Annotated in this window: 17 protein-coding genes; 12 read left to right on the top strand and 5 right to left on the bottom strand. The window is 63.5% G+C overall.

From position 1 onward, the window contains the following. Positions 1–5: 5 nt before the first annotated feature. The 3 genes from ACZ1JY_RS18470 to ACZ1JY_RS18460 are packed head-to-tail and all read left to right on the top strand — an operon-like array spanning position 6 to position 3,025. Entirely contained in the window at positions 6–461 is a 456-nt protein-coding gene (locus tag ACZ1JY_RS18470) for a MarR family winged helix-turn-helix transcriptional regulator (RefSeq protein WP_168904434.1), read from the top strand. Beyond that, complete coding sequence (locus ACZ1JY_RS18465; RefSeq protein ID WP_168904433.1) at positions 448–1,518, top strand: HlyD family secretion protein; 1,071 nt, start codon at positions 448–450, stop codon at positions 1,516–1,518. The genes ACZ1JY_RS18470 and ACZ1JY_RS18465 overlap by 14 nt, the downstream gene beginning before the upstream one ends. Next, the gene (locus tag ACZ1JY_RS18460; protein ID WP_465131074.1) at positions 1,505–3,025 is read left to right on the top strand and encodes a DHA2 family efflux MFS transporter permease subunit; all 1,521 of its coding nucleotides are present in this window, start codon (positions 1,505–1,507) and stop codon (positions 3,023–3,025) included. The genes ACZ1JY_RS18465 and ACZ1JY_RS18460 overlap by 14 nt, the downstream gene beginning before the upstream one ends. A 142-nt stretch (positions 3,026–3,167) precedes the next feature. Here the strand turns inward: ACZ1JY_RS18460 and ACZ1JY_RS18455 are convergent, their stop codons facing one another. Both ACZ1JY_RS18455 and ACZ1JY_RS18450 read right to left on the bottom strand, forming a co-directional pair. Next, positions 3,168–4,031 carry a bifunctional 5,10-methylenetetrahydrofolate dehydrogenase/5,10-methenyltetrahydrofolate cyclohydrolase gene (locus ACZ1JY_RS18455; RefSeq protein WP_465131073.1) on the bottom strand — a complete coding sequence of 288 codons (864 nt, stop codon included), beginning with the start codon at positions 4,029–4,031 and terminating at the stop codon, positions 3,168–3,170. A 44-nt stretch (positions 4,032–4,075) separates the two neighbouring features. Beyond that, entirely contained in the window at positions 4,076–5,599 is a 1,524-nt protein-coding gene (locus tag ACZ1JY_RS18450) for a phosphomannomutase (protein ID WP_465131072.1), read from the bottom strand. 282 nt (positions 5,600–5,881) lie between these two features. On the opposite strand from ACZ1JY_RS18450, the gene ACZ1JY_RS18445 reads away from it, so the two are divergent. From ACZ1JY_RS18445 to ACZ1JY_RS18430, 4 genes are all read left to right on the top strand, one after another. Further along, entirely contained in the window at positions 5,882–7,594 is a 1,713-nt protein-coding gene (locus ACZ1JY_RS18445; protein ID WP_118075459.1) for an ABC transporter transmembrane domain-containing protein, read from the top strand. A 3-nt stretch (positions 7,595–7,597) separates the two neighbouring features. After that, entirely contained in the window at positions 7,598–8,734 is a 1,137-nt protein-coding gene (locus tag ACZ1JY_RS18440) for an efflux RND transporter periplasmic adaptor subunit (RefSeq protein ID WP_465131071.1), read from the top strand. After that, positions 8,731–10,119: a TolC family protein gene (locus ACZ1JY_RS18435; RefSeq protein WP_465131070.1), complete on the top strand. Its 1,389-nt coding sequence runs from the start codon at positions 8,731–8,733 to the stop codon at positions 10,117–10,119. Before ACZ1JY_RS18440 ends, ACZ1JY_RS18435 begins: the two co-directional genes overlap by 4 nt. Positions 10,120–10,466: 347 nt before the next feature. Then, positions 10,467–12,674, top strand: a complete 2,208-nt coding sequence (locus ACZ1JY_RS18430; RefSeq protein WP_465131069.1) for a TonB-dependent receptor — start codon at positions 10,467–10,469, stop codon at positions 12,672–12,674. Positions 12,675–12,729: 55 nt separating this feature from the next. Here ACZ1JY_RS18430 and ACZ1JY_RS18425 read toward each other — a convergent pair whose 3' ends face one another. Then, entirely contained in the window at positions 12,730–14,220 is a 1,491-nt protein-coding gene (locus ACZ1JY_RS18425; protein WP_465131068.1) for a sensor histidine kinase, read from the bottom strand. Between the two features lie 76 nt (positions 14,221–14,296). Here ACZ1JY_RS18425 and ACZ1JY_RS18420 point away from each other — a divergent pair, with 76 nt between their 5' ends. The 3 genes from ACZ1JY_RS18420 to ACZ1JY_RS18410 all read left to right on the top strand — a co-directional run bounded on the left by ACZ1JY_RS18420 (position 14,297) and on the right by ACZ1JY_RS18410 (position 18,986). Further along, the gene (locus tag ACZ1JY_RS18420; RefSeq protein WP_465131067.1) at positions 14,297–16,459 is read left to right on the top strand and encodes a sensor histidine kinase; all 2,163 of its coding nucleotides are present in this window, start codon (positions 14,297–14,299) and stop codon (positions 16,457–16,459) included. Further along, positions 16,459–18,105, top strand: coding sequence for an EAL domain-containing protein (locus ACZ1JY_RS18415; RefSeq protein WP_465131066.1), 1,647 nt, complete (start codon positions 16,459–16,461; stop codon positions 18,103–18,105). Before ACZ1JY_RS18420 ends, ACZ1JY_RS18415 begins: the two co-directional genes overlap by 1 nt. Before the next feature lie 110 nt (positions 18,106–18,215). Next, a complete protein-coding gene (locus ACZ1JY_RS18410) occupies positions 18,216–18,986 on the top strand; it encodes an SDR family oxidoreductase (RefSeq protein ID WP_465131065.1) in 771 nt (256 codons plus the stop codon). Between the two features lie 144 nt (positions 18,987–19,130). Here ACZ1JY_RS18410 and ACZ1JY_RS18405 read toward each other — a convergent pair whose 3' ends face one another. Then, a complete protein-coding gene (locus ACZ1JY_RS18405; protein ID WP_465131064.1) occupies positions 19,131–21,386 on the bottom strand; it encodes a TonB-dependent receptor in 2,256 nt (751 codons plus the stop codon). 218 nt (positions 21,387–21,604) lie between these two features. Beyond that, the gene (locus tag ACZ1JY_RS18400) at positions 21,605–22,291 is read right to left on the bottom strand and encodes a GntR family transcriptional regulator (RefSeq protein WP_118075443.1); all 687 of its coding nucleotides are present in this window, start codon (positions 22,289–22,291) and stop codon (positions 21,605–21,607) included. A 95-nt stretch (positions 22,292–22,386) separates the two neighbouring features. Here ACZ1JY_RS18400 and ACZ1JY_RS18395 point away from each other — a divergent pair, with 95 nt between their 5' ends. Further along, a complete protein-coding gene (locus ACZ1JY_RS18395) occupies positions 22,387–23,919 on the top strand; it encodes a malonate--CoA ligase (RefSeq protein ID WP_465131063.1) in 1,533 nt (510 codons plus the stop codon). A gap of 27 nt (positions 23,920–23,946) precedes the next feature. Beyond that, the gene (locus tag ACZ1JY_RS18390) at positions 23,947–25,179 is read left to right on the top strand and encodes an SLC13 family permease (RefSeq protein ID WP_465131062.1); all 1,233 of its coding nucleotides are present in this window, start codon (positions 23,947–23,949) and stop codon (positions 25,177–25,179) included. Positions 25,180–25,224: the final 45 nt, after the last annotated feature.

Below are 25,224 nucleotides of genomic sequence, written 5' to 3'. Positions count from 1 at the left end.
ATGCCATGAAAGTCAACGTGGCCTTCTTGTCATCTGACGTCGGACGCCTGTTCCGCAAGCGCTTTGCCGCCAGTGCCCAGCACTTTGGCGTGACCGGGCCGCAGTGGCGCATGCTGGCTGCGATCCAGCGCGATCCCGGCACCAACCAGGGTGCGCTGGCCGGATGGCTCGAGGTTGAGCCGATCACCGCCGGGCGGATGATCGACCGGCTCGAGAAGCTGGGCCTCGTCGAACGGCGCGACGATCCGGCGGACCGGCGCTGCTGGTGCCTCTACCTCACCGCCAAGGGCGAAGAGCTGATCCGGTCGATGACACCGCTGGCGCAGCAAGCCATTGGCGAGGCGGTTTCCGGCCTGACCGACGACGAACATGCCCAGCTCCTCTCGCTGCTCGAACGCGTGCGCATGAACCTTTCCGATGATACCACACCTGAAGCGAACCTGATCCATGGCCGAGGCTGATCCTTTTCCCCCCCAGAATGCGCCCGCTGCCCAAGCCGCGAAGGAGCACGTTGGCGAGACGCGTTCCAGGCGTACCCGCACGATGCTGATGGTGCTCGGACCGGTTGTCATTGTTGTCGGGGCACTGTGGTACTGGTTCGGCAACCAGGGCACGGTCGAAACCGACAATGCCTATGTCAAGACCGACATCGTCGCTGTTGCGGGCGAAGTCAGCGGCCTGATCACCAAGGTCAACGTGCGCGAGAACCAGCACGTCAAGGCGGGCGACGTGTTGTTCACGATTGACCCCGCCACTTTCGACGCCACGATCCGCCAGGCCGATGCGCAGATCGCCACGGCGCAGGCCAGGGTCACTGCGCTGAACGCCGACGTTGCCGCCAAGGCCGCCGATCTTGCTGCCGCCAACGACGACCTTGCCCTCGCCCAGGCGAACTTCGCGCGCGAGAAGGCGCTGATGGACAAGGGGTTCAACACCCGCGCCCGCATGGATGCGGCGGAGCATGCCGTTGCCGTGGCGCGCGACCGCATCGTCTCGATCCGCGCCGAGGTGGCGCAGGCCCGCTCGGAACTGGCAACCGGCGCGCAAGTGCCCGGCGTCAATCCTGCCATCGCTGCGGCGCAGGCCAATCGCGCCAAGGCGACGCTCGACATGGAGCGCACCGTCGTGCGCGCGCCAGCCGATGGCGTGGTCACGCAGGTCACGCGGCTTCAGGTGGGGCAGATGGTGTTCCCCGGCGTGCCGATGGTCTCGATCGTGCGCGATGGCAGCGCCCGAGTCGATGCAAACTTCAAGGAAACCGATCTCAACCACATGCGGCCCGGCCAGCCCGCCGAGATCGAGATCGACGCCTATCCCGGCCTGAAGCTGAAGGGCCACGTCGAATCCATCGGCGCGGGCACGGGTTCGGAATTCTCCGTGCTTCCGGCGCAGAACGCCACCGGCAATTGGGTCAAGGTGATCCAGCGCGTGCCGGTGCGCATCGCCATCGACAGCAAGTCGGAGCGTCCGCTTATCGCCGGTCTAAGTTCCGACGTCACCGTCCATGTCGGCAAGTAGCGGGGAAACCCCACCGCTTGTCTCGCGCAACCGGCCGCTGATGCTGGTCGGCGCGATGGCGGCGATGGTGATGTACACGCTGGACACCACGATCGCCAACGTCGCACTGCCGCACATGACGGCATCGTTGAGCGCGACGCAGGACACGATCACCTGGGTGCTGACGAGCTATGTGCTTGCCTCGGCCGTGGCGCTGCCTCTGGCGGGCTGGCTGGTGGACAAGTTCGGCATCCGCAACATGATGCTCGCCTCGGTGCTGCTGTTCACAGTGGCATCGATGCTGTGCGGCGTTGCCCAGAACCTTGAACAGATGGTGCTGTTCCGCGTGTTGCAGGGACTTGGCGGGGCGTTCCTCTCGCCGCTGGCGCAGACAGTGACTCTCGATTCCAGCACGCCTGCAGAACGGCCCAAGATGATGGGGCTATATACCCAGGGCGTCATGCTCGGGCCGATCACCGGGCCGATCATCGGCGGCTTCCTTACCGACAATTACAACTGGCGCTGGGTGTTCTACGTCAACCTGCCGGTCGGCCTGATCTGTTTCCTGCTGCTGTGGCTCTACCTGCCCAAGACGCCGACCAGGCACCGGCGCGTGGACATTACCGGCTGGGTACTGGTCGCGCTGACGGTGTCGGCGATCCAGTTGATCCTCGACCGGGGCCTGACGCTCGACTGGTTCGCGTCGGCCGAGATCGTCGCTTACGCGGTGGTGGCGCTGGCCGGGGCGTGGCTGGCGATCTTCCACCTTTCCGGCACTGCACAACCGCTGTTTCCGGCGGCGCTGTTCCATGATCGCAATTTCACCGTAGGCCTTGCCTTCATGTTCCTGATCGGACTGGTGATGATGTCGGTCATGGCGCTGCTGCCGGGGCTGCTTCAGCAGATCTACGGCTACACACCGTTGCAATCGGGCATGTTGCTGGCCCCACGCGGCATCGGCATGCTGGCGTCGATCACTCTGTTCGGGCGGTTCATGACCAAGATCGACGCTCGCGCCCTACTCGCGCTCGGTCTGCTGCTGATGGGCGGCTCGATGTGGCTGATGACCGGCTGGTCGCTGGAGATGCCGCGCGGCCCGATCATCATGGCCGGGCTGCTGCAGGGGCTGGGCCTGTCGTTCACGTTCATGCCGATGAACCTCATCTCCTTTGCCACGCTGCCGCCGCATTTGCGCACCGATGCCTCGAGCCTGGGCAACCTGATGCGCAACCTCGGCTCCTCGATCGGCATTTCCGCCGCCTCGGTGGAACTGGCCCGCAACATCCAGATCAACCATGCCGAGCTTGGCGCGCATGTCACGCGCACGCTTGTGCCGTTCGATCTCGACCGGATCACTGCCTATGGCGGCACTGGTGAAACGATGCTCCGGGTGATGGATGGCATGGTCAACCAGCAAGCTGCGATGATCGCCTACATCAACGATTTCTATGCGATGGCGATGGCCTGCGTGGTGGCGATCCCCCTGCTGATGCTGGTGAAGCCGGCCAAGCCCACCCCGCTGCGCTGACTCTGTCAACGCTGGACAAAAAAAGGGGGCCGACTTGCGCCAGCCCCTTTTGAAGTTTGGGAGAGGATGCCTGAAAGGCCCGTCCTCTATCCATCCTGATAGCGTTATCGGCAAGTGAGAAGGGCGCGTTCGCAGTTGCGATTCATGCAACTGTGGCGCGCTTCGCCGCCAGAACCGTGTTGCTGAGCAGGCAGGCAATGGTCATTGGCCCCACCCCACCCGGCACGGGAGTGACCGCCTTGGCATGGTCTAGCTCATGCGTCGCGCAATCGCCGACGATCTTCGTGTTGCCATCATGGTCGACCACGCGGGTGATACCCACGTCAATCACCACGGCGCCCGGCTTCACCCAATAGCCCCGCACCAGATGCGGCGCACCGGCGGCGGCAACGATGATATCGGCCTTGCGCGCGACATCGGGCAGGTCCTTGGTTTCGATGTGGGTGACCGTCACGGTCGCCTCGCGTTCGAGCAGCAGCATCGACACCGGCTTGCCGACAATGTTCGACTTGCCGATCACCACCACGTTCAGGCCGCGATAGTCATCGATCACGCTGTCAAGCAGCAGCATGACGCCCAGCGGGGTGCACGGCACGAGGCCGCCGGTGCCGGTCGACAGGCGGCCGACGTTGACCGGGTGGAACCCGTCGACGTCCTTGCCCGGATCGATGCGATCAAGCACCAGCGAAGCATCGATGTGCCTGGGCAGCGGCAGCTGGACGAGGATACCGTGGACTTGCGGGTCGGCGTTGAGCTCGTCGATCAGGGCCAGAACCACGTCCTGCGCCGTTTCTGCGGGCAGGCGATGCTCTATCGAGCGGATACCGGCTTTGCGGCACTGCGCGATCTTGCGCCCGACATAGACCTCGCTCGCCGGATCATTGCCGACGAGGATTACGGCAAGGCCGGGCGCATCGCCACCTGCGGCAACGATGTCCGCCACGTCCGCGGCGGCGCGTGCCAGCACTTGCGCAGCCAGCGCCTTGCCATCGATAATCTGGGCCATCGCCTGTTCCTCAACCGCTAATATTGTATGTGTTGCATACAATATTAGCGGTGAGACGCTCTGAATGCAACCGCTTCGGGCACGACGTCGGCCAGCACATGAGCCAGTGCCCGTGCATTCAGATCGCGTGCCTTCTCCTCGGTCCCCGCCTCGCTGTAGCAGCGCAATTCCGGCGCATTGCCCGAGGGACGGAAGTGGATGATCGCACCATCGGCAAAACTCATGCGATAGCCATCGGTTGTGTCGATGCCGGTGGGGAAGCCGGCGATTTCGCCGAACAGGCGGGCGATGCGGGCAAGCTGCTCGTCCTCCTCGCCGTGGCTGAGAAACGCGATCAGGGCGGCGCTGTGATCCTGCGGAAAATCGGCAACGCGATCCGAGAAGGTGAAGCGCGGCGGCAGTTCGGCCACGACTTCGGCCAAGGGACGGGTCTTTGCGTTCAACACCACCGCGATGATCGGCAGCAGGGCATCGCGCGTCGGCAGTGGCGCAAGATCGTCCACCGCGCTGCCGAGCAGGAAGCCGCCATTGGCTTCATAACCGCAGACCCGTGCTGCAGGGTCTGCCTCAGCCGCGTCCATCATCGCCCGGATCACATAGGGCGACCCGATGCGGGTGCGCACGACCTTGGGCGCCGCGCCGCTCAATTCCAGCACGGTGTTGGAACTGACTGGGGTGACGACCACGTCCGCCGAGACGGCACGCGCGCACAGCAGGCCGACGATGTCGCCGCGCAGCCAGGTGCCATTCCCGTCAGCCACCAGCGGGCGATCGGAATCGCCATCGGTCGAGATGATCGCGTCCACCTGGTTCTCCGCCGCCCACATGGCGGCAAGCGCAATGTCCTCCTCGCGGATCGCTTCAGTGTCCACTGGCACGAAGACCGTCTCTCGCCCAAAAGGCACGGCTTTGGCTCCCAGCGCCTCGACTGCCCGGACAAGCACGTCGCGCCCGACCGCGGTGTGCTGATAGACGCCGACGGTCAGCCCTGACAGCGCATCCGGGCCGAAATGTCGGACGTAACGGGCGATGTATTCGTCCTCTACCGGGGTAACTTCGGGTAGGGCAGCGGGGCTTAACAGGCTGTCGTCATTACCGAAGCGGGCCGGGTCAATCGTCACGCGCTGCCCGACGATGCCCGCCTCGTCGCTCTTCAGCACTTCGCCATGGGGACGATAGAACTTGATGCCGTTGCGGTCTGCCGGGATGTGGCTGCCAGTCACCATGATCGAGGGGATGCCCAGACCCATCGCGTGGAAGGCAAGCGCGGGGGTGGGCGTGAGGCCGCAGAAAACCACTTCCCCGCCACAATCCTGCACGGCGGTGGCGCAGGCAGCGAGGATGCGTGGCGTGCTGGTTCTGAGGTCTCCGGCAAGGGCTACGCGATCCCCGCTCGAAAATTCTCCAATCTGGCGCAGGTACTGCAGAAAGGCGCTGGCATAGGCGTGACAGAGCTTGTCGGTCATGGCCGAAGCGAGACCGCGCACGCCGCTGGTGCCGAAGGGAACCCCGCTCGAGGCCATCAATTCCGACACGGAGACACCCGATTCAGAACCTATTGCGTTCATTTGCAAAGACTTTTCCTTCCGATCGCGAGCCTGCGCCGCCTGGCCGACCTTGCCCATACCGCACAGGCGAAAGCTGGCAAAGCACGTTAGCTCGTTTGGCTTGGAACCGGGGCAAGCGCGTTACGTTCCCCCGGGAAAAGCCGATCTGAGCATACTTTATCGTCCATCGTGCCAAGGGCACATCTTGCAGGACAGCAAAAAAAGTTCACACAACATTGGCACAAAGATACCGAACCATCCCCATTTGTGCTGCAACTGCGAAGAACGGATTCTCTACAAACGATGGCAGCCGCCCAAACCGACCCGTCCGCTCCTGCGGCGCACCACCCCGTACCCACGATCCGCGACTTCTTCCGCTGGTCGCGGCAGGTTCTCGGGCCGGATGCGTCGTTCGTGCGGCTCGCGCTGCTATTTGGCGTTGCGATTTCGCTACTGTCGCTGGCCACGCCGATCTCGGTGCAGTTGCTGATCAATTCGGTTGCCAATACGGCCCTGCCCGCGCCGCTGCTGACGCTGGCGGCGATCCTGTTCGTGCTACTGCTGATCTGGGGTGTGCTGAGCGCGTTTCGCGTGCATTTGCTGGCCCGGTTCGAGCGGCGATTCTTCGCCCGGCTCGTGGCGGAAATAACGCTGCGCGCCGTCCATGCGCAGAACCCGTTTTTCGTGGACGCCCGCCGCGGTGACCTGTTCAACCGCTTCTTCGACATGGGCATCGTCCAGAAGACGCTGACCAGCCTGCTTATCGGTGGCTTTACCATCGTTCTGCAAAGCTTTGTCGGGCTGGTGGTGACAAGTTTCTACCACCCGTTCTTCCTGGCCTTCAATCTGGTGCTGGTGCTGCTGGTGGTGATCATCTGGCGCATCTGGGCAAATGCCTCGATCGCCAGCGCAGTGGCCAAGAGCCACGCCAAGCATGCGACGGCGCACTGGCTCGGCACGGTTGGCGGATCGAACGGTGTCTACAAGTCCAGCCGCCACATGGCTTACGCCATCAACCGTTCCGAAGAGATGACTGCGGGCTATGTGGCGGCGCATCGCCACCACTTCCGCTATACCTTCGGCCAGACCCTGGCGCTGTTGCTGCTCTACGCCCTGGCCAGCGCCGGTCTGCTGGCAATGGGCGGCTGGCTGATCCTGCAGGGCGAGCTTTCCATCGGACAGCTGGTGGCTGCCGAGCTGATCCTGTCCGGCGTGTTCTATGGCGTGGCGCAACTCGGAACCTATCTTGAGGTGTTCTACGAATTGTCCGCCAGCCTCGAAGAGCTGCACCTGTTCTGGGAAGTGCCGCAGGAGGCCGCGCCCAAAGACAACGCCGCCTGCCCGCCCGATGGCGCGATCCGCCTGCGGCAGGTCCATCACGGAGATCACGTTCTCGATTTTTCGGTGCCGAGCGGCGCGCAAGTCGGCGTCCTCGCCGCGCCGGGGGTGGAGCGCACGCTCGCCACCTTGCTCAAGCGGCTGGAAGTGCCGCGTTCCGGCATCGTCGCGGTGGGCGGGGCGGACCTTGCCACGCTTGACATGTACCGCCTGCGCTCGGACGTGATCGTGCTCGATCGCCCGACCATCGTCGAAATGTCGGTACGCGAATATCTCAGCCTTGGTGATCCCTCCCGGCCCGAGGCGCAGATCGATGCGCTCGCGCTTGTCGGCCTGGATCGCCGCGTGGGCTCGCTGCCGGGTGGCCTTGATGCGCTGCTGTCAAGCTCTGGCTATCCGCTCACCGTGGGCGAGACCATGGCGCTGAAGCTTGCTGGCGCGCTGATCGCCCGCCCGCGCGTGCTGATGCTTTCACCGATCTACGACATGCTGCCGCCGGCAAGGCTCGAAGCCGTATTCGCGGCGCTGCGCCCGTATGGTACCACGATCCTGCAGTTCACCAACCGGCCCGAGGGACTGAAGCGCGACTCCTGGCTGTGGATCGGGCCGGACAGCCAGGCCGAGGGCCTTACCGTCGATGACGTGATGCATTTCGCCTATAACGGAAGGGAGGGCTGAAGCATGGCTGCTAAGGCCTCTCCCCGTTCGCACGATCTTACGGGATTCACCACGCTAGCCAGTCTGCGAGTGCCGCGCACCACGCGCACGCTGGGGCGGATGATTGCCATCAGCATACCGCTGCTGCTCGTCCTGCTCTTCGCGGTGAAATGGGTGCAGACCGCGCCCGGACGGGGCGATGTCATCGCGCTAAACCCCGAAGACCGCGTGCAGCAGGTCACCGCACTGGTCCCGGGCCGCGTGGAGCGCTGGTTCGTGGTCGATGGCCAGCAGGTCAGGAAGGGCGATCCGATCGCCCGGATCATCGACAATGACCCCGACCTGCTGATCCGCCTGGCGGCCGAGCGGGAACATGTGGTGGCACAGATCAGCGCGGCCGAGCAGGCTATGGCAACCGCGCGGCTGGACGTTAACCGTTCATCGCAGCTCTATGCCGAGGGGCTGGCGGCGCGGCGCGACTATGAAGCGACGCAAATCAAGGTGGCCGAACTCAACGCCAAGCTGGCCGAGGCCCGCGCAAAGCTCAGCAAGGTGGATATCGCGCTCAACCGGCAGTCGGCGCAGCTGGTGCGGGCACCGCGCGACGGCCGCGTGCTTTCGCTCAATACCGCAGCCGGGGCCACTCTGATCAGCGCCGGCGATCTCCTCGCCACGATCGCACCCGAGCGGCAGCAGCGCGTGGTCGAACTGCTCGTAGATGGACGCGATGCCGCGCTGGTCCGCAAGGGTCAGCCGGTGCGCCTGAACTTCGAAGGCTGGCCGGCCATCCAGTTCAGCGGCTGGCCCTCGGTTGCACAGGGCATGTTCGATGGCCGGGTGCTGACGATCGACCCTTCGGCCCAGCCCAGTGGCCTGTTCCGCGTGCTCGTGGAGCCAATGCCGGGCAAGCCTGCCTGGCCGAACGACAATTACGTCCGCCTCGGTTCCAAGGTGCGTGGCTGGATCCAGATGGAGACCGTGACGATCGCCTACGAGCTGTGGCGCCAGCTTAACGACTTCCCGCTGGAATTCCCGACGCCGGTGGACGCCGGTCCGCGCAAGGGCAATGGTCTCAAGGCCCTTTCCGACAAGGACGCGAAAAAGGCCAAGAGCGGGGCAAAAGCCGGGGAAGGCTACGGCGAGGAAGAGGAAGCGAAGTGATCGCGCGTCTCTTCGTGGCACTCCTCGCGCTGCTCGCCCTTGGGGGAGCGGCGCGGGCGGAGGAGCTGACGCTGCGTGAGGTGCTGCAGTCCTCTGCCACCCATGCGCCGCAGATCCTCGAGGCGATGGCGCGTCAACGGCAGGCCGATGCCCGCCTGCTCAGCGCCGAAGGCCAGTTCGACCTTGTCTTCAACGCCGAGGCCACTGCCCGTCCGCTGGGATATTACAACGGCTCCACCGCCGAGGTCTCCGCCTATCGGCCGCTCCAGAACAACGGCGGTCAGGTCTATGGAGGCTACCGCAAGTCGATTGGCGATTTCGCCTCGTACGAAGGCAAGTCGGTCACCAACGAATTCGGCGAGATCAAGGCCGGGATGTTGTTTTCGCTATTGCGCGACCGGGTGATCGACGAGCGGCGGGGACGGCGCGAACTGGCAGGCTTCGACATCGAACTGGCCGAGCTTGATCGGGATCTGGTGGCCATCGGGGTGCAGCGACGCGCGATCGAAGCCTACCAGCTGTGGGTCGCGGCGGGGCTGCGTGTGAAGATCTACCGCGAGATCTATGATCTGGCGAAGGAACGGCAGGATTCGATCGAGCGGCAGATCCAGCTGGGCGCGCGGCCTGCGATCCTGGGGACCGAGAACCAGCAGAACATCGTGCGCCGCCAAGCGCTGCTCGTGCGTGCTGAGCAGGACCTGCAACTGCAGGCCAATGCCCTGTCGCTGTTCCTGCGCGATGGCCTCGGGCAGCCGGTCGTCCCGTCGTCAGACCGATTGCCGCCGCGCCTTGTCGATGGCGTCATGCCGCGTCTGGTCGACCAGAGCACGGCGATTGCCGCCCGACCCGATCTTCAGGCTCTGCTGACCCGGATAGAACAGACCGGCATACGGGCACGACTGGCCGAAAACGAGCTGAAGCCCCGGCTGGACGTGCGCGTGGAAGCCTCGAAAGACATCGGTGACGGTTCGCCGATCCGCCGCCCGACAGAGGGCATTCTTGGCCTGCGCTTCTCGGTCCCGCTGGAACAGCGCGCGGCCAAGGGACGTATGGCCGAGGTTGCCGCCGAGCAGGATGCGCTGTCGCTGCGCCTGCGCCTGCTTGAGGACCAGATTGGCGTGGAGATCGCCAACTTGCGGACGCAGGTGACCGGTGCGGAGAAGCTTGCAGGCCTGGCCATCGCCGAGGCCGCGCTCGCCCGCAAGATGGCGGAAGCGGAACGCCGGCGCTTTTCGCTCGGTGCCAGCGACTTCCTCGTCGTCAACTTGCGCGAAGAAGCGCTGGCCGATGCCACGATCCGCGAAATCGACGCGAACTACCGCCATGCCGCTTCACAGGCCGAACTCGTCGCCGCCTTGGCCGACCGGGAGCAACTCGGCCTTTAGGCGGCGTGGACAAATTCCACGGCGCCACGGCCGGAGGCAAAAACCGCCAGTTCAAGGAGGCGAGGAAGCGCAATATCGGGAATATTGTGCGACGAGCCGACGCCGAAATGGCGGTTTTTGGTCCAGCCCCGCAGGGGTTGCCCTGTAAAAGGCCTTGGCGGCGTTGCTCGGCCTTGAAAGAGACCCACTCTTCCTGCGCCCTCGCGCCTCGCCAAGGCCTTTTACAGGGCAACCGTGGCGCTGTGGAATTTGTCCACGCCGCCTAAGGACAACTGCGGATGGCTTCCCTGCGAAGGTTTAAACCACACCGCGCCTAGTCCGGGGCTCCCCTTCCCCGGAGCCTTCGAATGTCCCTTGTTGCCGCTGGCCTTGCCGCCGTTCTTCCTGCCCCTGCGGCGGAACTGCCAGCACCGTCCGAACCGCAGGACGAAATCGTCGTCACGGCCCAGAAGCGATCGGAGAAGGCGAGCGATGTGCCGATCTCGCTTTCCGTGCTTGGAGGCGAGAACCTTGAAGCTGCGCGCCTGACTCAGGCTGACGATCTCGCCGCGCGCATACCAAATTTGCGCTTCAGCGCCACGGTCGGTGAGAATACCCCGATCTTCGCGCTGCGTGGCGTTTCGATGTCGGACTTCAGCCTGAACCAGGCTGGGCCTGTCGCCGGCTATTACGACGAGGTCTACAAGGGCAACTTCGCCTTCCTCGGCCTTGCACTCTACGATCTATCGCGCGTCGAGGTGCTGCGAGGCCCGCAAGGCACCCTCTATGGCAAGAACACCACCGGTGGCGCGATCAACTACGTTTCGGCACGTCCGGTGTTCGGCAGCGAAGGCTACCTCAAGCTGGGCGCGGGCAATTACAATCGCTTCGAAGCACAGGGCGCGCTGAACATGCCGCTCGGGCCCACTCTCGCCGCGCGCGTTGCCTTCACCGCCGCCCGTGCCGATGGCTGGTTCCGCAACCGTCTGCCCGGTCAGCCGGACCTGTCCTCGACGCGCGAATACGGCGTGCGCGGCACGCTGCTGTGGCAACCGTCCGACAGTGCCGAGCTGATCCTGCGGCTTTCGACCAGCCTGCAGCGCCCGCAGAACTACGGCAACTATTCCAAGCCGCGCCCCGATGGTGTCGGCAACGGCGCTTATGAAGCCTATGGCCAGGGCAGCAGCTACTTCCGCGATGGGCTGGGCATTCGCGAACTGGAAGCGAACTTCACCGCCCGCCGCCTTGCCCGCACCTGGTCTGCCGCGCTCACCGGCACATTCAAGCTGTCCGACACGCTGACGCTGATCTCTGTTACCGGCTGGGACAAGGGCAGCCTCTACGTGCCCGAGGACACCGACGGCAGCCCGCTTCAGGTGCTCGAAATCCCCTACACCGATCGCGGCACCCAGTTCGGCCAGGAACTGCGGCTGGCGTGGGAGGGCGATGGCCCGCTCAGCCTGATCGTGGGCGCGCACCATCATCGCGAAGACCTGTTCAATTCGACAGACCTCAACTTCTGGACCGATCTTGACGTCGACGGCAATGGCCGCGTCGATGTGGACGATTGCACCGCTAACACCAGCCTGTTCGCCTGCGTCATCTCCAACCGCTTCGATCAGGACAAGCGGAGTTGGGCGCTGTTCGGCGATGCGCGGCTGAAGCTGGGCGGCGGCACCACGCTGCGCGGGGGCTTGCGCTTCACCCACGACACGGGCCTGCAAGCCGGGCTGACGTCCGAAATCCGCGGCGTCGATGGCGTCCTCGTCGCCACGCCGATTGCCCCGCTTGACCGGCGCTTTTCCGGCAACAACCTTTCGGGCAAGCTCGCGCTCGATCACAAGCTCGATGATGGCATGCTGCTCTTCGCCAGCTACAGCCGCGGCTATCGCGCCAGCGGGTTCAACGCGCAGGCCTTTTTCGATCCGTCGGAGGCAGGCGTCGCCAAACCCGAAATTCTCGACGCTCTCGAAGCCGGGGCCAAGACGCGGCTCGGCGGCATGGCCTCGCTCTCGCTCACCGGGTTCTGGTACGATTACCGCAACCAGCAGTTCCTCTCGGTCAACCCGGCCGACGCCACGCAGACGCTGGTCAACCTCGACCGCTCGCGCATCTATGGCGCGGAGCTGGAAATCGACGCGCGGCCCCTGCCCACCCTCTCGCTCAACGCCGGGCTCGGCCTGCTCCATGCACGGGCGACGCGCGGCGTGATCAGCGGCCTCGACGTGCGCGGCCACCACCTGTCCAACGCCCCTGCCCTCACCGCCAACGCCGCGATCGACTGGACCGCATGGGAGGCCGGCAGCGCCCGCCTCACGCTGCGCGCCGATGCTTCTTACGTCTCTTCGCAATACTTCGAGATCGTCAACATCCCGCGACTGCGCCAGGGCGGCTACGCCCTGCTCGGCGCCGGGATCGATTACGTGCGCGGCGACTGGACGGTGTCACTCTGGGGCCGCAACCTCACCGACCAGACCTACTTCACCTCACGCATCGACCTTTCGGGATTCGGCTTCGACTACAACCACGTCGGCACCCCGAGGACTTGGGGCGCGAGCGTGAAGCGGGCGTTCTGATCGTGTTGGGGGACTAGCGCGGGGCCGACAGAAGAAGTGGCGGTGCGGCTACTGCCTAACCTTTGGCCGGCACCGGAAACGCCAGCGTGAACGTCGATCCCTTGCCCTCGGCCGACTTCACCGAAATTCGTCCGCCGTGGAGTTCCATGTAGAACCGCGCGGCGTGCAGGCCCACACCGCTGCCCTTGAAACGGCGGGCGTTGCTCGAGCGAAAGAAGCGGGTGAAGAGCTTTGACAGCTCGTCGGAGGGAATGCCGATCCCCTCATCGCTGACCGAAATCAGGACCTCACCGTTGCGGGCGAAGCAGCGCACCCGAACCGGCTGTTCTTCGGGCGAATACTTGATCGCGTTGCCGATCAGGTTGTCGAGCACGCGCAGTACCAGAACCTGGTCGAGCATCAGGTCGGGCACATCGTCAAGCTCGGCCACGAACGGGCGGTGCGGATGGACCGAGCGCTGGCCGAGCAGGGCGCGTTCCACCAAAGGCCTGACGTTCGCTCGCTCAGGCTGGAAATCGACGCGGCCTTCCTCGATCGAGGCCCAGCCGAGCGTGCGATCCACTGCCTCGGTCATGCGGCGCGCGGTATCACGGATCGTTTCCGCGCGTTCGGCAATTACGCTGCCGGGCTCCGCGAGACGGGCGATACGGCGCGCCGAACCGTCGATCACGCTGAGCGGCGTGCGGAAATCGTGGCTGGTGACCGAGAGGAACTGGCGCTGCGTCTCGGCAATCGCGCGTTCCCTTGCCAGCGCCTTGTGCAGGCGGCGCTCGGCGCGGTAGGCGCGGGTCACGTCGGCCTGACTGACCATCAGCGACAGGCGTCCGGTCACGGGATCGGTCAGGCGGCGCAGCGTTACCTCATGCATGCGGAAGGACGGGCCGGCCATGCGCAGGGTCGCTTCGGCACTGCCGCTTTCGAGCGCCCGCGCGCGCAGGGAAACCGCCTCGTCGGGATGGGCAAACAACGTGGCGAAATTGTCCAGCCCCGGCAGATTGGTGCCCTGCAGCCGGTTGATCAGCGCTTCAGCGGCCGGGTTGTGCATCAGCCACTGCCCGCCTTCGCCCAGCAGCGAGATCATCAGCGGCGATTGCCGCACCGCCTCGATCGCGCGGGTCTCGAACGAGCTGTCGGCTACCTGCATTGGTGTATCGGCGGCGTCGACCAGCAGCCCCAGGCGCCCGTCTTCGAGCGCCACGCCATGGAGGCGGCAGTCGCGCTGGAACGGCTGCCCTTGCGGATAGAAGGTCCACCGCTCGTTGCGCACCTCGCCTCTTGCCAGCGCAAGGCGCAGGTTCTCCAGCCGCTCCGCCGTTCCCAGCGCTGTAGGGTTCAGATCCCGGGCACGAAGCGCGTCGACAGATTCGGCCCGCCAGAAGCGCAAACCTGCGGGATTGGCCCAGGCCATGCGTGCCTTGTCGAAATCGTAAATCCACACTGCACGCTCGACCAGCGCGAGCAGGCACAAGGCCGGACCGTGGCCAGGCGGCAGGTCGGCTGCCTGGCGAGAGGATTGCTCGTCCGCCCTGTGTCTGTGCGCTCGCATATGGGATTCTGCTTAGAGCTGACAATCTAAATTTAGTATTTCCAAGGATATACGGCAGGTCAGCAAGGAACAACGGGTGTTCGCAGGACTCGCACGAAAAGGTGAAGGTAGGCAGACCACGCTGGCCCGCTGGCTTGGCGCGTCTTATCTGCGCACCGCTGTCATACCGCTGTGCCTGATCGAACTGGGCTTCCTGCTTAGCTACTGGGCGACCGGCAATTTCACTTACCAGCAGAACGTCGCCACGGTGACGGCGGTCTCGGAGAAGTACCTGACCGACATTGCTGCGCGTGAATCGGCAAACATCACCGCCACTCTCGGTGGTGTCGAAGGAATGACCCGCCTGCTGGGCGCGGAGGCTGGCGAAGCGCTGGCGACGCCCTACGATCCGCCATCATCTGAAAAGGCACGGTATCACATCGGCTCGGACGGCGTGTTCCACACTACACGAGGCAAGCCCGACGAAGTGGCCGCCTTCTACAGCGGCTTTCATCCGGTTGGGCCGCAAGAGATCGACAAGGTCTGGCGAACGGTCCGGCTTGATCACACGATGCGCCACATCAAGGCGGCATCGCCGCTGGTGAGGCAGGTCTATCTCAACACCTGGGACAGCTACAACCGCATCTACCCCTACTTCGATGTGCTGACCCAGTATGCGCCGAAGATGAACATCCCCACGTACAACTTCTATTACGAGGCGGATGCCCGGCATAACCCGCAGCGCAAGGTCGTATGGACCGATGCTTATGTCGATCCGGCCGGTTCAGGCTGGATGGTCTCGTCGATTGCGCCGGTATACAGCGAGAAGCGGCTGGAGGGCGTCGTGGGGATCGACATGACGCTCGATACGGTGGTCAGCCGCATCCTCTCGCTCAACCTGCCCTGGCAGGGCTACGCGATGCTGGTGGGGCGAGACGGAACCATCCTCGCCCTCCCCCCGGCTGGCGAAAAGGATCTTGGGCTGACCGAACTCAAGGACCACAAGTACGCCGATGCGATACGGTCCGATACGTTCAAGCCCGACCAGTTCAACATCACCCGCCGACCCGAGCTGAATGCACTTGCGCAGGCGGTCGGCAGTGGCTCCTCCAGGATAAGCCACGTCATGCTGGGCGGCCGCGACATGCTGGCCACGAATGCCAGGGTTGCTGGTCCAGGCTGGACGCTCGTGGTGCTGGCACCCGCTTCGCAGATTCTGGCTGACGCCAATTCGCTGCATGATCAACTGGTCACTGTCGGCGTGATCATGCTGCTGATCCTGCTCGCCTTCTACGTGGTGTTCTTCGCCTTCCTCGTCTGGCGCGCGCGGGCGATGAGCCGGCGCCTAGCCCGGCCCTTGCGCGAAGTGGAGCAACTCATGGACCGGATCGGTGCAGGCGAATACAACCAGACCGCGCCAAAGTTCGGCGTGAGCGAAGTCGACAACCTTTCAGGCCGTTTGGTGGAAATGGGCCAGAAGCTTGGCGAAGCGCATCATCGGATCGTGGCCCAGGAAGCCGAAGTGCGTCGTTCGTATGATACCGAACGCCGCATCACCACCGGCCAGCGCCGCTTCATTAACATCCTCAGCCACGAGTTCCGCACGCCGCTCACCGTGATCGATAGCAGCGGCCAGATCCTGAAACGGCGGGCGACACGCCTTACCGAGGATACCGTCGTCGAACGATCCGACATGATCCGCCGCGCTGTCTCCCGCATACGAGATGTGATGGAAAGTGCGCTGCAACTGGTGCGCATGGAGGAAGGGCAGACAACGTGCCGTCCCGCTGCGGTAGCGCTGGGCAGCATGCTGCGCGAAGCGGTTGCTTCGGCGGGCGGCGAACGCGACATCGAAATCCGGCTCGACGGCGAGGTCGAGCGTGCGCCTTTGTTCATCGACCGCCAGCTGATCCACTCGGCGCTGGTCGCCATCATCGAAAATGCCTGTCGCTTCTCGCCGGTTGAAAACAAGGTCTGGGTTGAGGCGCGAATTCATGAAGGTCGTTGCAGCATTTCTGTCCATGACGAAGGCCCCGGCATCCCTGCGGAAGAATTGCCGCTGGTGCGTGAACGCTTTTATCGTGGATCGAACAGTACGGCCGTCCCGGGCGCCGGGACCGGCCTCTATCTTGCCAACAGCCTGATCGACGCCAACGGCGGGCTGCTCGATATCCAGTCCGTGCCGGGTGAAGGCACGGTGGTTACCGCCAGTCTGCCGCTGGCCACGACCACGACCACCGAATTCTGGGAGGCAGCGTGATGAGCGCATTTTCACCCCGGGACTTCCGCGTCCTCTGTGTCGAGGACGAACCGGAAATCTTGCGCGACATCGCCGAGGAACTGGCCGAGCACGGTTTCCAGATCGACAAGGCCGAGAACGCCGAGGCCGCGCTTGCGCGGATGGACGAAACACTGCCCGACCTGGTGCTTTGCGACGTGCAGATGCCGGGAATGACGGGCATCGAGCTCCTTGAAACCCTGCGGGCGCGCCGCAATGCCCAGTCGCTGGTGCCGTTCGTGTTTCTCACCGCGTTCAACGATCGCACGACGATGATCTCGGGGCGGCGCGCGGGAGCGGATGACTACCTGGTCAAGCCGGTGGACTATGACCTGCTGATCGCCACGGTCGAAAGCCATCTGCAGAATGCCGCCCAGCGCCATGCCGCAGCCCGGGAAGAACCCGACACGAACGGACGGGCGATGTTCCTCGCGCGCCTTGTCCGCGCCAGACCGGGCGAAGCGGTGGCGGTGGTGAAGATCGACAGCCAGCCCGAATTGGCGAGCAGGTTCGAAGGACGCGGCGAAAGCCGGATCCAGACCCTGATCGACAGGATGGCAAGGCGGGCCGGTCTTGAAGTCCACAAATTGCACGGCCACGCGTGGGGCGTGATCGGTAGTAGCCTGGCCACCATCGAAAAGGCTCTGCAACCGCTGGTCGAACTCAAGGTTCGCGATAGCCAGTCCATGACCTGGGTGCGTGCACGTCTTTCCCTTTCGGCAGTGACGGCAGAGATCGGCAATGCAACGTCCGGGGAGCTTCTCCTGGAACGGCTGTTGGAAGCCGCCAGGCTTCTGCGGCGCGAGGGCGGTGGGAAGCTGCTGCAGCTCGAAGGCGCAGCCATGTCGGACATGCGGCTCGCCAGCTCGATCCGTGCCGAACTGATAACGGCGTTGCAACAGGGCCAGCTACACGTCTGCTATCAACCCAAGGTTTGCGCGGAAAGCGGCCGTCCGCTATCTGCCGAGGTGCTGGTCCGCTGGGAAAGCCCGCTGCTTGGACATCTCTCTCCGGCGACGTTCATACCCGTGGTCGAACGCGCCGGATTGCTCTCGCATCTGACCGACTGGGTCCTGCGCGAAGCAGCCGTTGCGCAACTTGCGCTTGTGAAGAAGAATCTTCCCTCGCGGCTGGCAGTCAACATCGGCGCATCCGAATTCACCCCTGATTTGCCCGCCAGGATCTCACGCATTTTTGCCGATTATGGTGCGAGCGAGCACCTGCTTGAGGTCGAAGTTACCGAAACTTCGGTCATCGCCGATACGCGACAGGCCGATTCCATCGTCAAGGCCCTGCACGCTCGCGGCATCGCCGTTGCTCTGGACGATTTCGGCACGGGCTATTCCTCGCTCGCCCACTTGCAGGCCTGTACCGTGGATACGATCAAGATCGATCGCAGCTTCGTGCAGCGCGTCGCCGAATCCGGTCCTGACCAGAAGATCGTGCTTGGCATTATCGGTCTGGCGAAGATGCTGGGCCTGGAAACGGTAGCCGAAGGTGTCGAGCTGGAGTCACAGCGGCGCTGGTTGACAGAGAACGACTGTAACACGTTGCAGGGTTTTGTAATCTCGAAGCCGCTCCGTTTCGACGAGTATTGTCGTCTGTTGCAGGCATGGCCATCGCGCTGATGCGATGGACGCTGGCTAAAGCCGGTTGATCGGGGAAACCAACGTCGCTCTCAAGCAATTCTCCTGCAAACGCCCGGCACTTTGCCGGCGCGACCTACGCGGAGAATTTCATGGCGGGCCACAGCGCACCAAATCTCGACGATGCGCACACCGAGCAACCGAGGCTCGATGGCAAGCGTGTGGTTGTTACAGGTGGCACAACAGGAATTGGCCGTGCGATCGCGATCCTGCTGGCTGGCGAGGGCGCTTCTGTCTTCGTCTGCGGGCGCGACGAGCAGCACCTTGCCGACGCGCTCAAGCGCATCAACGAGGTTGGTAAAGGTGATGGTGTTGCATTAGATCTCGCCCGTCCCGAGGGAATGCGCCGGTTCTGGAGCGCTGCTGACGCATCGTTGGGCGGTGCGATCGATGTTGCGATCATCAATGCTGCGGTGCCGGCCCAGACACCGATGGAGGTCAACGAAGAGGACCTGCGCTATCAACTGGAAACCGACCTGGTGGCCTATGTGATCGCATCACGCGAAGCGGCGCGACGGATGAGCAAGGGTGGCGATATCGTGTTGATCGGATCGATGTCGGCAGTGTCACGCGGCAAGGGAAGTTCGGTCTATGTCGCGGCAAAGTCTGGCGTTCAGGGGTTTGCCGCCGCTTTCCGGGAGGAAATGGCTCCCAAGGACATCAAGGTCGGTCTGATCGAGCCCGGGCTGACCGGCGCTGATTTCCAGTATCCCGAGTACTCCGATCAGGAGCAGCGTGATGCAATCAATGCTGAAAAGATGCTCCGGGCCGAAGACATTGCGGTCGCCACGCACTTCATGCTGACGCAGCCCCGCCGCGCAGCCGTTTCGCTGATCCAGGTGGAGCCGCGGTTGGAAAGCTGAAAAGGTTTTGCCACGGATGCTGCAGCGCATGGTTGCAGCATCTGCTTGTGACGTAATCATAACAGGCGAACGGGCGAGGCCAAATGACCCCGCCCGCCCGCTTGCCGACTTGCCCTCATGCCGGTCGGCGAAGGAACTTTCTGGTCAGAACTTCACGCCGGCGCGTACACCATAAGTGCGCGGATCGGCGAAAGTGACCGCACCGAACAGGCCGGTAGTAGCGCCAGTAACCACTAGGTTGTTCTCGAGGTTTTCAGCGAATGCAGCGAAGTAGAAGCGGTCTTGCGGCGCGTTGTATGTGACGGACACGTCAGTCTTCGTTGCCGCCGGCTGGTAGAAGTAAGCGAAGTTGGCGAGGTCGGTCACTTCATAGCGGCTGCGGGCCGCTGTCTGCGCGTCGAACACGATGCGCCCTTCGCCCACCGGCAGGACATAGTTCGCCCCGGCAACCCAGCTCCACTTCGGGCTGCGATTCAGCGCACGACCGGCGAAATTCACCGAGCGGCGTACATTCGGCGTGACCGAAGTATCGTTGTAAGCAGGAGCATATTCGTCATAGCGGGCATCGAGCCAGTTCAGTGCCAGCCTGACGGTAAAGCGATCCGAAGGCTGGATCTGGGCATCAAGCTCCACGCCATCAACCTTAGCCTTCGCAGCGTTGGTCGTAACCTGGCACGGCCCACCGCAGATGTCGGACAGCTGCGAAAGCTGCAGGCCTGCGTAGTCATAGTGGAAGATCGTGCCGTTGAGGCGGAATGCCGGGCTGAAGCGGAACTTGAAGCCTGCTTCATAGGCGGTCAACGTTTCCGGATCATAGTAGAGCGCATTCGCGGGCAACTGACAGTTCTGCGGATTGGGCTGCCCGGCGGGCGGAGTCTCGCAGCCATCGTTGAAGCCACCGGCCTTGTAACCCGTGGATACGGACGCGAAGATGAGGCCGAGGGACGTGTCGTAATCAACGCCAGCGCGCCAGGTCACGCGGCTGAACGTGCGCTTGGCATCGTTGTTCTGGTTGATCTGGCGGCGAATGAAGTTGCCGATACTGTAGGACGTGCCGATGCGGTCGTAGAAGTCGACGACAGTGTTGCCCACGCGCGACTTGAGATCGTGCGAATAGCGCACGCCGCCGGTGATCTTGAGGTCAGGAGCGATTTCATAGGTGGCTTGCCCGAAGACCGATTTGTTTTCGGCAATGGTCGGGTCCTGCGGGAAGCCGAAGCGCGTGTTGGGGCCGAGCAGGTTGTTCAGGAAGAAGGCGATGCCGGACTTTTCCTTGAAGTAATAGCCGCCGACCTGCGCCTGCAGCGGACCGTCGCCGCCATAGGCAAGGCGCACTTCCTGCGAGGTCTGCCAGTAGGAACCGGCAAAATCCGCCGAGAACGCGCCATTGGCCGCGTTGCTGAATTCGCGGCGTTCCGATTCACGGTAAGAACCGAGGTAGGTGAGTGTGATGTTGCCCATCGTGTAGTTGAGCTCGCCCATCACGCCTTTTTCCTCGTTGTCGCGGAAGGCCTGCTGGGCCTGCGTGCGGCTCAGCGTGCGGGCCACGTCGGGGTCAGCGCCAAGATAGGTTGGGGCGCTGAAATTCTGGCGACCGCCGCTGGTGATGTTGCTGTAGAACTGGGTGGTAGGCACGCCGTTGGTCGGGTTGCCCTTGACCTTGCTGTAATCGCCGACGAGCAGGAGGCTAAGGTCCGGCGTTGGCTTGAACAGGGCTGACAGGCGGACCGACTTGTTATCCTTGAACTTGTTGAGCGTTACGCCGTCGTTCGGCGCGCCATCGATGAGATAGCTGTCACGCTGGTCGATGTTTGCGGCCACGCGAAAGGCAATCGTTTCGCCAGCCGGTATATTGACCACGGCAGTGCCATTGAGGGCGTTGAAATTGCCGTACGAAACGTCGGCGCGTGCGCCAAATTCGAACTTGGGCTGGACCGTCAGAATGTTGACGACGCCAGCTGTCGAGTTGCGGCCATAGAGCGTGCCCTGCGGACCGCGGAGGACTTCGACGCGCTCGATGTCGAAGAACGAGACTTCCTGCGCCTGCGGACGCGCCAGATACACGCCGTTGACCATGAATGCCGCCGAGGGATCGCCCTTCTCGGTGCCGTCGGTGCTGGTCACGCCGCGAATGGTGATCTGCAGGCCGTTGCCGCGCACGATCGACAGGTTGGGCACGCTTTCTTCAAGCTGGGTCGGGTTGGTGATGCCTGAAGCGATGAGGTCGTCACCTCCAACAGCGGTCATTGCGATTGGGGTCTTTGACAGCAGCGACGACGTGCGGTTCGCAGTGACGACGATGTCACCGTCCGCAGGCGCTTCGCTCGCATCCTGAGCGTAAACGGACGTGGCCGCCAAAGACAGTGCCGATGCCAGGCACGCGAATTGCAGTTTTCTCATCGTAATCCTCCCTCTTGAAACCTGCACCCTTATGGACAGCGCTGTCAGCAGAGGGGGTGCCAGAGCCGACAGTTCGTCCGAGCGGCTTGGTTCCGGCATCCCTCTCCGCCGCTGCAATGTATGCGCGCGGTCGTTATGCCCTTTGCCTTGCATACTTGATCTGACAGCGCAAGCCAAAATTGTCGGCGTATCGACTGGCCTTTTTGAGGGGTGAGCGGTTAGCCTTGTGCGTCGCGCCCTGTGAACAGGCGAGCGTATCCTTCGAGCGCGTTCGAGGCATTGAACATATGCGCACGCATCAATTTCGAGGCTTCCTCACCATCTCCTCGCATTACGGCCTCGACCAGTTCGCCATGTTCGTGCCGGGACCGGGCGGGTCGCCCACCCTGGCGTAACTGAGCCCGACGAAAGGCCGCCATCCGCTCCCGAAGGAGTTTCGCCTGCTCCACGATGAAGGCGTTGTGCGTCCCCTCGTATATTGCATCGTGGAACCGCCAGTTTAGCCGATCGTACTCGTCCACGTCGCCATTCTCCACCAGAATGGCGGATTCTTCGTGGATTTTCCGCAGTGCACTCCGTTCAAGCGGGGTCATCCGCCATGCGGCAAGCCGCACGCACAGCGCTTCGATCTCGGCCGAAAGCTCGAACATCTCGAACACCCGCTCCGCCGTCATCGCGGCCACGACAGCGCCGCGCCGCGGCCGCATTTCGACCAGTCCCTCGGCGGCAAGTTGGCGCAGGGCCTCCCGGACCGGCGTGCGCGACGCGCCGAAGCGGTCTCCGAGCTGCTGCTCGTCAAGTTGCGTGCCGGGCGCCAGCATGCCGCTTGTGATCTCGTCCGCAAGTGCGAGGCGGATGCGTTCTGAACGGAGCATTCCGGAGGCGTGTTCGTTCTCGGAAATCATATTGATGCATGCCCGATAGTGTGATTATTGGCTTCTTGCATACACACACTCCGGAAACAACCAGTTCCCCGAGTTTTTCTCAAGGACATGTCAACTTGCCGCACGGTGCCCCGCACGACATCCTCAGCCTGTTTCTGGACCATTGCGAATCTCGACCGGACGCCCCCTTCCTGATTGGTCCGGATGGTGCCGAGTTAAGCTACCGCGGCGCCGCATTTCGCGCTGCGCAGATTGCCCACGCATTTCGCGCGCAGGGCGTGAAGCCGGGTGACCGGGTGGCGGTCCAGATCGAGAAATCGCAGATGGCGTTGCTCACCTGGCTGGCCGCGCTGCATGTGGGAGCAGTCTATCTGCCACTCAACACTGCGTATACGATCGGCGAACTGCGCTACTTCCTCGGGGACGCGCGTCCAGCGCTTGTTCTTTGCCGCACTGCAGACGAACCGGCCATGTCCGAACTATGCAGCGAACTGGGCGCGCCTGCGCTGCTGACGCTCGACGCCGAGGGCACCGGCGGAACGCTGGTCGAAGCGGCGGCGGGCGCACCTGTGGTTACCGCGCGTCACATTCCGCGAGCAGACGACCTCGCTGCAATCCTTTATACGTCCGGCACAACCGGGCGCAGCAAGGGGGCAATGCTGAGCCATGCCAACCTTGCTACCAACGCGCTGACTCTGCGCGATTCCTGGCGCTTTACCAGCGCTGACAGATTGCTTCATGCCCTGCCAATTTTCCATACGCACGGGCTGTTCGTGGCAACCAACGTCACCATCGCGGCGGGCTCGGCGATCATCTTCCTGCCGCGATTTGATGCCGATGAACTCGTCAGGCTGATGCCGAGGGCAAGCGTGCTTATGGGGGTGCCGACGTTCTTTTCGCGGTTGCTGGGCCATGCCGGTTTCACGCGCGAGCTTGCCAGCCATATGCGCCTGTTCATTTCGGGTTCTGCGCCTCTTTCCGCAGAGGTTCACAAGGACTTCGCTGCGCTTACCGGGCAAGCGATCCTGGAACGCTATGGCATGACCGAAACCAACATGAACACTTCCAACCCCTACGACGGCCAGCGCAAGCCGGGGAGCGTCGGGTACCCGTTGCCGGGCGTCAGCTTGCGCATCGCCCAGCCCGAAAGCGGAGGCGCATTGCCGCAGGGCGAAATTGGCGTAATCGAGGTCAAGGGTCCCAACGTCTTTCGCGGCTATTGGCAAATGCCGGAGAAGACGGCCGAGGAATTCCGTAACGATGGCTACTTCATCACCGGCGACCTCGGCTACATCGACTCGGAAGGCTATGTGCACATCGTGGGCCGCGCCAAGGATCTGATCATCGCGGGCGGCTTCAATATCTACCCGGCGGAAGTCGAAGCCGCTCTGGACGAGATCCCCGGGATTGCCGAAAGTGCGGTGATCGGCGTGCCCCATGCCGATATGGGCGAGGCCGTGGTCGCGGTGGTCAAGGCAACCGATCCAGCGCTCGATGCCGATGCGGTGATTGCTGCACTGGCCGATAGGCTGGCCCGCTTCAAGCAGCCACGCGCGGTCGTGTTTGTCGATGAACTGCCACGCAATACCATGGGCAAGGTGCAGAAGGCACTGCTAAGACAGGAACATGCCGCACTCTTCGCCAACTAGCGCGAGCGTGTGGGAGGGGAAGAGACGATGTTGATCCTGTCGATCGCGATTCTGGTCGCGATCTTTGTGGCGGCAGTGTGGTTGCCGGTGAACATGGGGCTGATCGGCTTTGCCGCTGCCTTGGCGCTGGGCGTGTTCGTTGCCGGACTTCCGGTGAAAGAGGTGCTGGCGGGCTTTCCGGCTGACCTGTTCCTGACCCTGCTCGGCATCACTTATCTGTTCGGAATCGCCAGCCGTAATGGCGCGATAGACTGGCTTGTGGCGCGCGCAGCCGGCCTGCTCGGCGGCCATACTGCGCTGTTGCCGCTGCTGGTGTTCCTCGTTGCCGGCGTGCTGACAGCGCTTGGCGCGGTCGGGCCGGCTGCGGTTGCCATTGTCGCTCCGATCGCCATGCGCTTTTCGCGCAGCCACGGCTTTTCACCGCTTATGATGGGCCTGCTCGTCGTCCATGGCGCTCAGGCAGGAAGCTTCTCGCCCATCTCGATCTATGGCGGCATCGCCGCAAAGGTGCTCACCGGCAGCGGGATCGAGCCTGACCCGCAGTATCTTTTCATCGCCAGCGCGGCCTTCAATGCCGCCATCGCCCTCATGGTCTGGCTGTTCTATGCCCGGCGCGAGGCGGTGGCAGGCACGAACCATGAGGGCGATGTCGATGTGCCAGCGCTTGATCGTGACGGGGCCTGGACGCTTGTCGGCCTACTGGCCCTCGCCATCGGCGCACTGCTGTTCAAGGTCGAGATCGGCTTCATGGCGCTCATGGTCATCCTCGCGCTCGCGATGGTTGCGCCGAGCACGCAGCAGGGCGCGCTCAAACAGGTTGACTGGTCCACTATCCTGCTGATTTCGGGAATTGTGATTTACGTGACCCTGCTTGACCGGCTCGGCACGCTCGATGCGATCAGCGTCATGATCGGACAGGTCGGATCAGCCAGCCTTGCTGTTCTCCTGCTGTGCTATCTTGCGGGCGTGGTCTCGGCCTTCGCGTCGTCGACAGCATTGCTGGGGGTCATCATCCCGCTCAGCCTGCCCATTCTGGCGGGCGGGCACATCGCCGTGATGCCCGTTGTTGCAGCTATCTGCATTGCCAACACTATCGTCGACACTTCGCCGTTTTCGACAAATGGCGCGCTGATCGTCGGGAACGCACCCGAAGAGGATCGCCCTGCAGTTCTGCGCAAGCTGTTGGTCTATGCAGCGATCGTCGTCGGCGTCGGACCACTATTGGCGTGGGCTGCCTTCGTCGGGCTGCCGGGGCTTTGAACACTCCGGACTCCTGTCTTACCGCGTTTTCCGAGCCACAAGATG

This window comes from Novosphingobium sp. BL-A-41-Hi4B-X5A (genome assembly GCF_055521705.1).
The sequence above is the reverse complement of the archived record's forward strand: the minus strand, read 5'-3'. Positions and strand labels throughout refer to the sequence as shown.

Excerpts from the sequence above, each read along its gene's own strand:
- ACZ1JY_RS18455 (WP_465131073.1), bottom strand. The coding sequence starts at position 4,031 with ATGGCCCAGATTATCGATGGCAAGGCGCTGGCTGCGCAAGTGCTGGCA.
- ACZ1JY_RS18460 (WP_465131074.1), top strand. The coding sequence starts at position 1,505 with ATGTCGGCAAGTAGCGGGGAAACCCCACCGCTTGTCTCGCGCAACCGG.
- ACZ1JY_RS18465 (WP_168904433.1), top strand. The coding sequence starts at position 448 with ATGGCCGAGGCTGATCCTTTTCCCCCCCAGAATGCGCCCGCTGCCCAA.
- ACZ1JY_RS18390 (WP_465131062.1), top strand. The coding sequence starts at position 23,947 with ATGTTGATCCTGTCGATCGCGATTCTGGTCGCGATCTTTGTGGCGGCA.
- ACZ1JY_RS18470 (WP_168904434.1), top strand. The coding sequence starts at position 6 with ATGAAAGTCAACGTGGCCTTCTTGTCATCTGACGTCGGACGCCTGTTC.
- ACZ1JY_RS18410 (WP_465131065.1), top strand. The coding sequence starts at position 18,216 with ATGGCGGGCCACAGCGCACCAAATCTCGACGATGCGCACACCGAGCAA.
- ACZ1JY_RS18450 (WP_465131072.1), bottom strand. The coding sequence starts at position 5,599 with ATGAACGCAATAGGTTCTGAATCGGGTGTCTCCGTGTCGGAATTGATG.
- ACZ1JY_RS18445 (WP_118075459.1), top strand. The coding sequence starts at position 5,882 with ATGGCAGCCGCCCAAACCGACCCGTCCGCTCCTGCGGCGCACCACCCC.
- ACZ1JY_RS18440 (WP_465131071.1), top strand. The coding sequence starts at position 7,598 with ATGGCTGCTAAGGCCTCTCCCCGTTCGCACGATCTTACGGGATTCACC.
- ACZ1JY_RS18430 (WP_465131069.1), top strand. The coding sequence starts at position 10,467 with ATGTCCCTTGTTGCCGCTGGCCTTGCCGCCGTTCTTCCTGCCCCTGCG.
- ACZ1JY_RS18405 (WP_465131064.1), bottom strand. The coding sequence starts at position 21,386 with ATGAGAAAACTGCAATTCGCGTGCCTGGCATCGGCACTGTCTTTGGCG.
- ACZ1JY_RS18415 (WP_465131066.1), top strand. The coding sequence starts at position 16,459 with ATGAGCGCATTTTCACCCCGGGACTTCCGCGTCCTCTGTGTCGAGGAC.
- ACZ1JY_RS18425 (WP_465131068.1), bottom strand. The coding sequence starts at position 14,220 with ATGCGAGCGCACAGACACAGGGCGGACGAGCAATCCTCTCGCCAGGCA.
- ACZ1JY_RS18400 (WP_118075443.1), bottom strand. The coding sequence starts at position 22,291 with ATGATTTCCGAGAACGAACACGCCTCCGGAATGCTCCGTTCAGAACGC.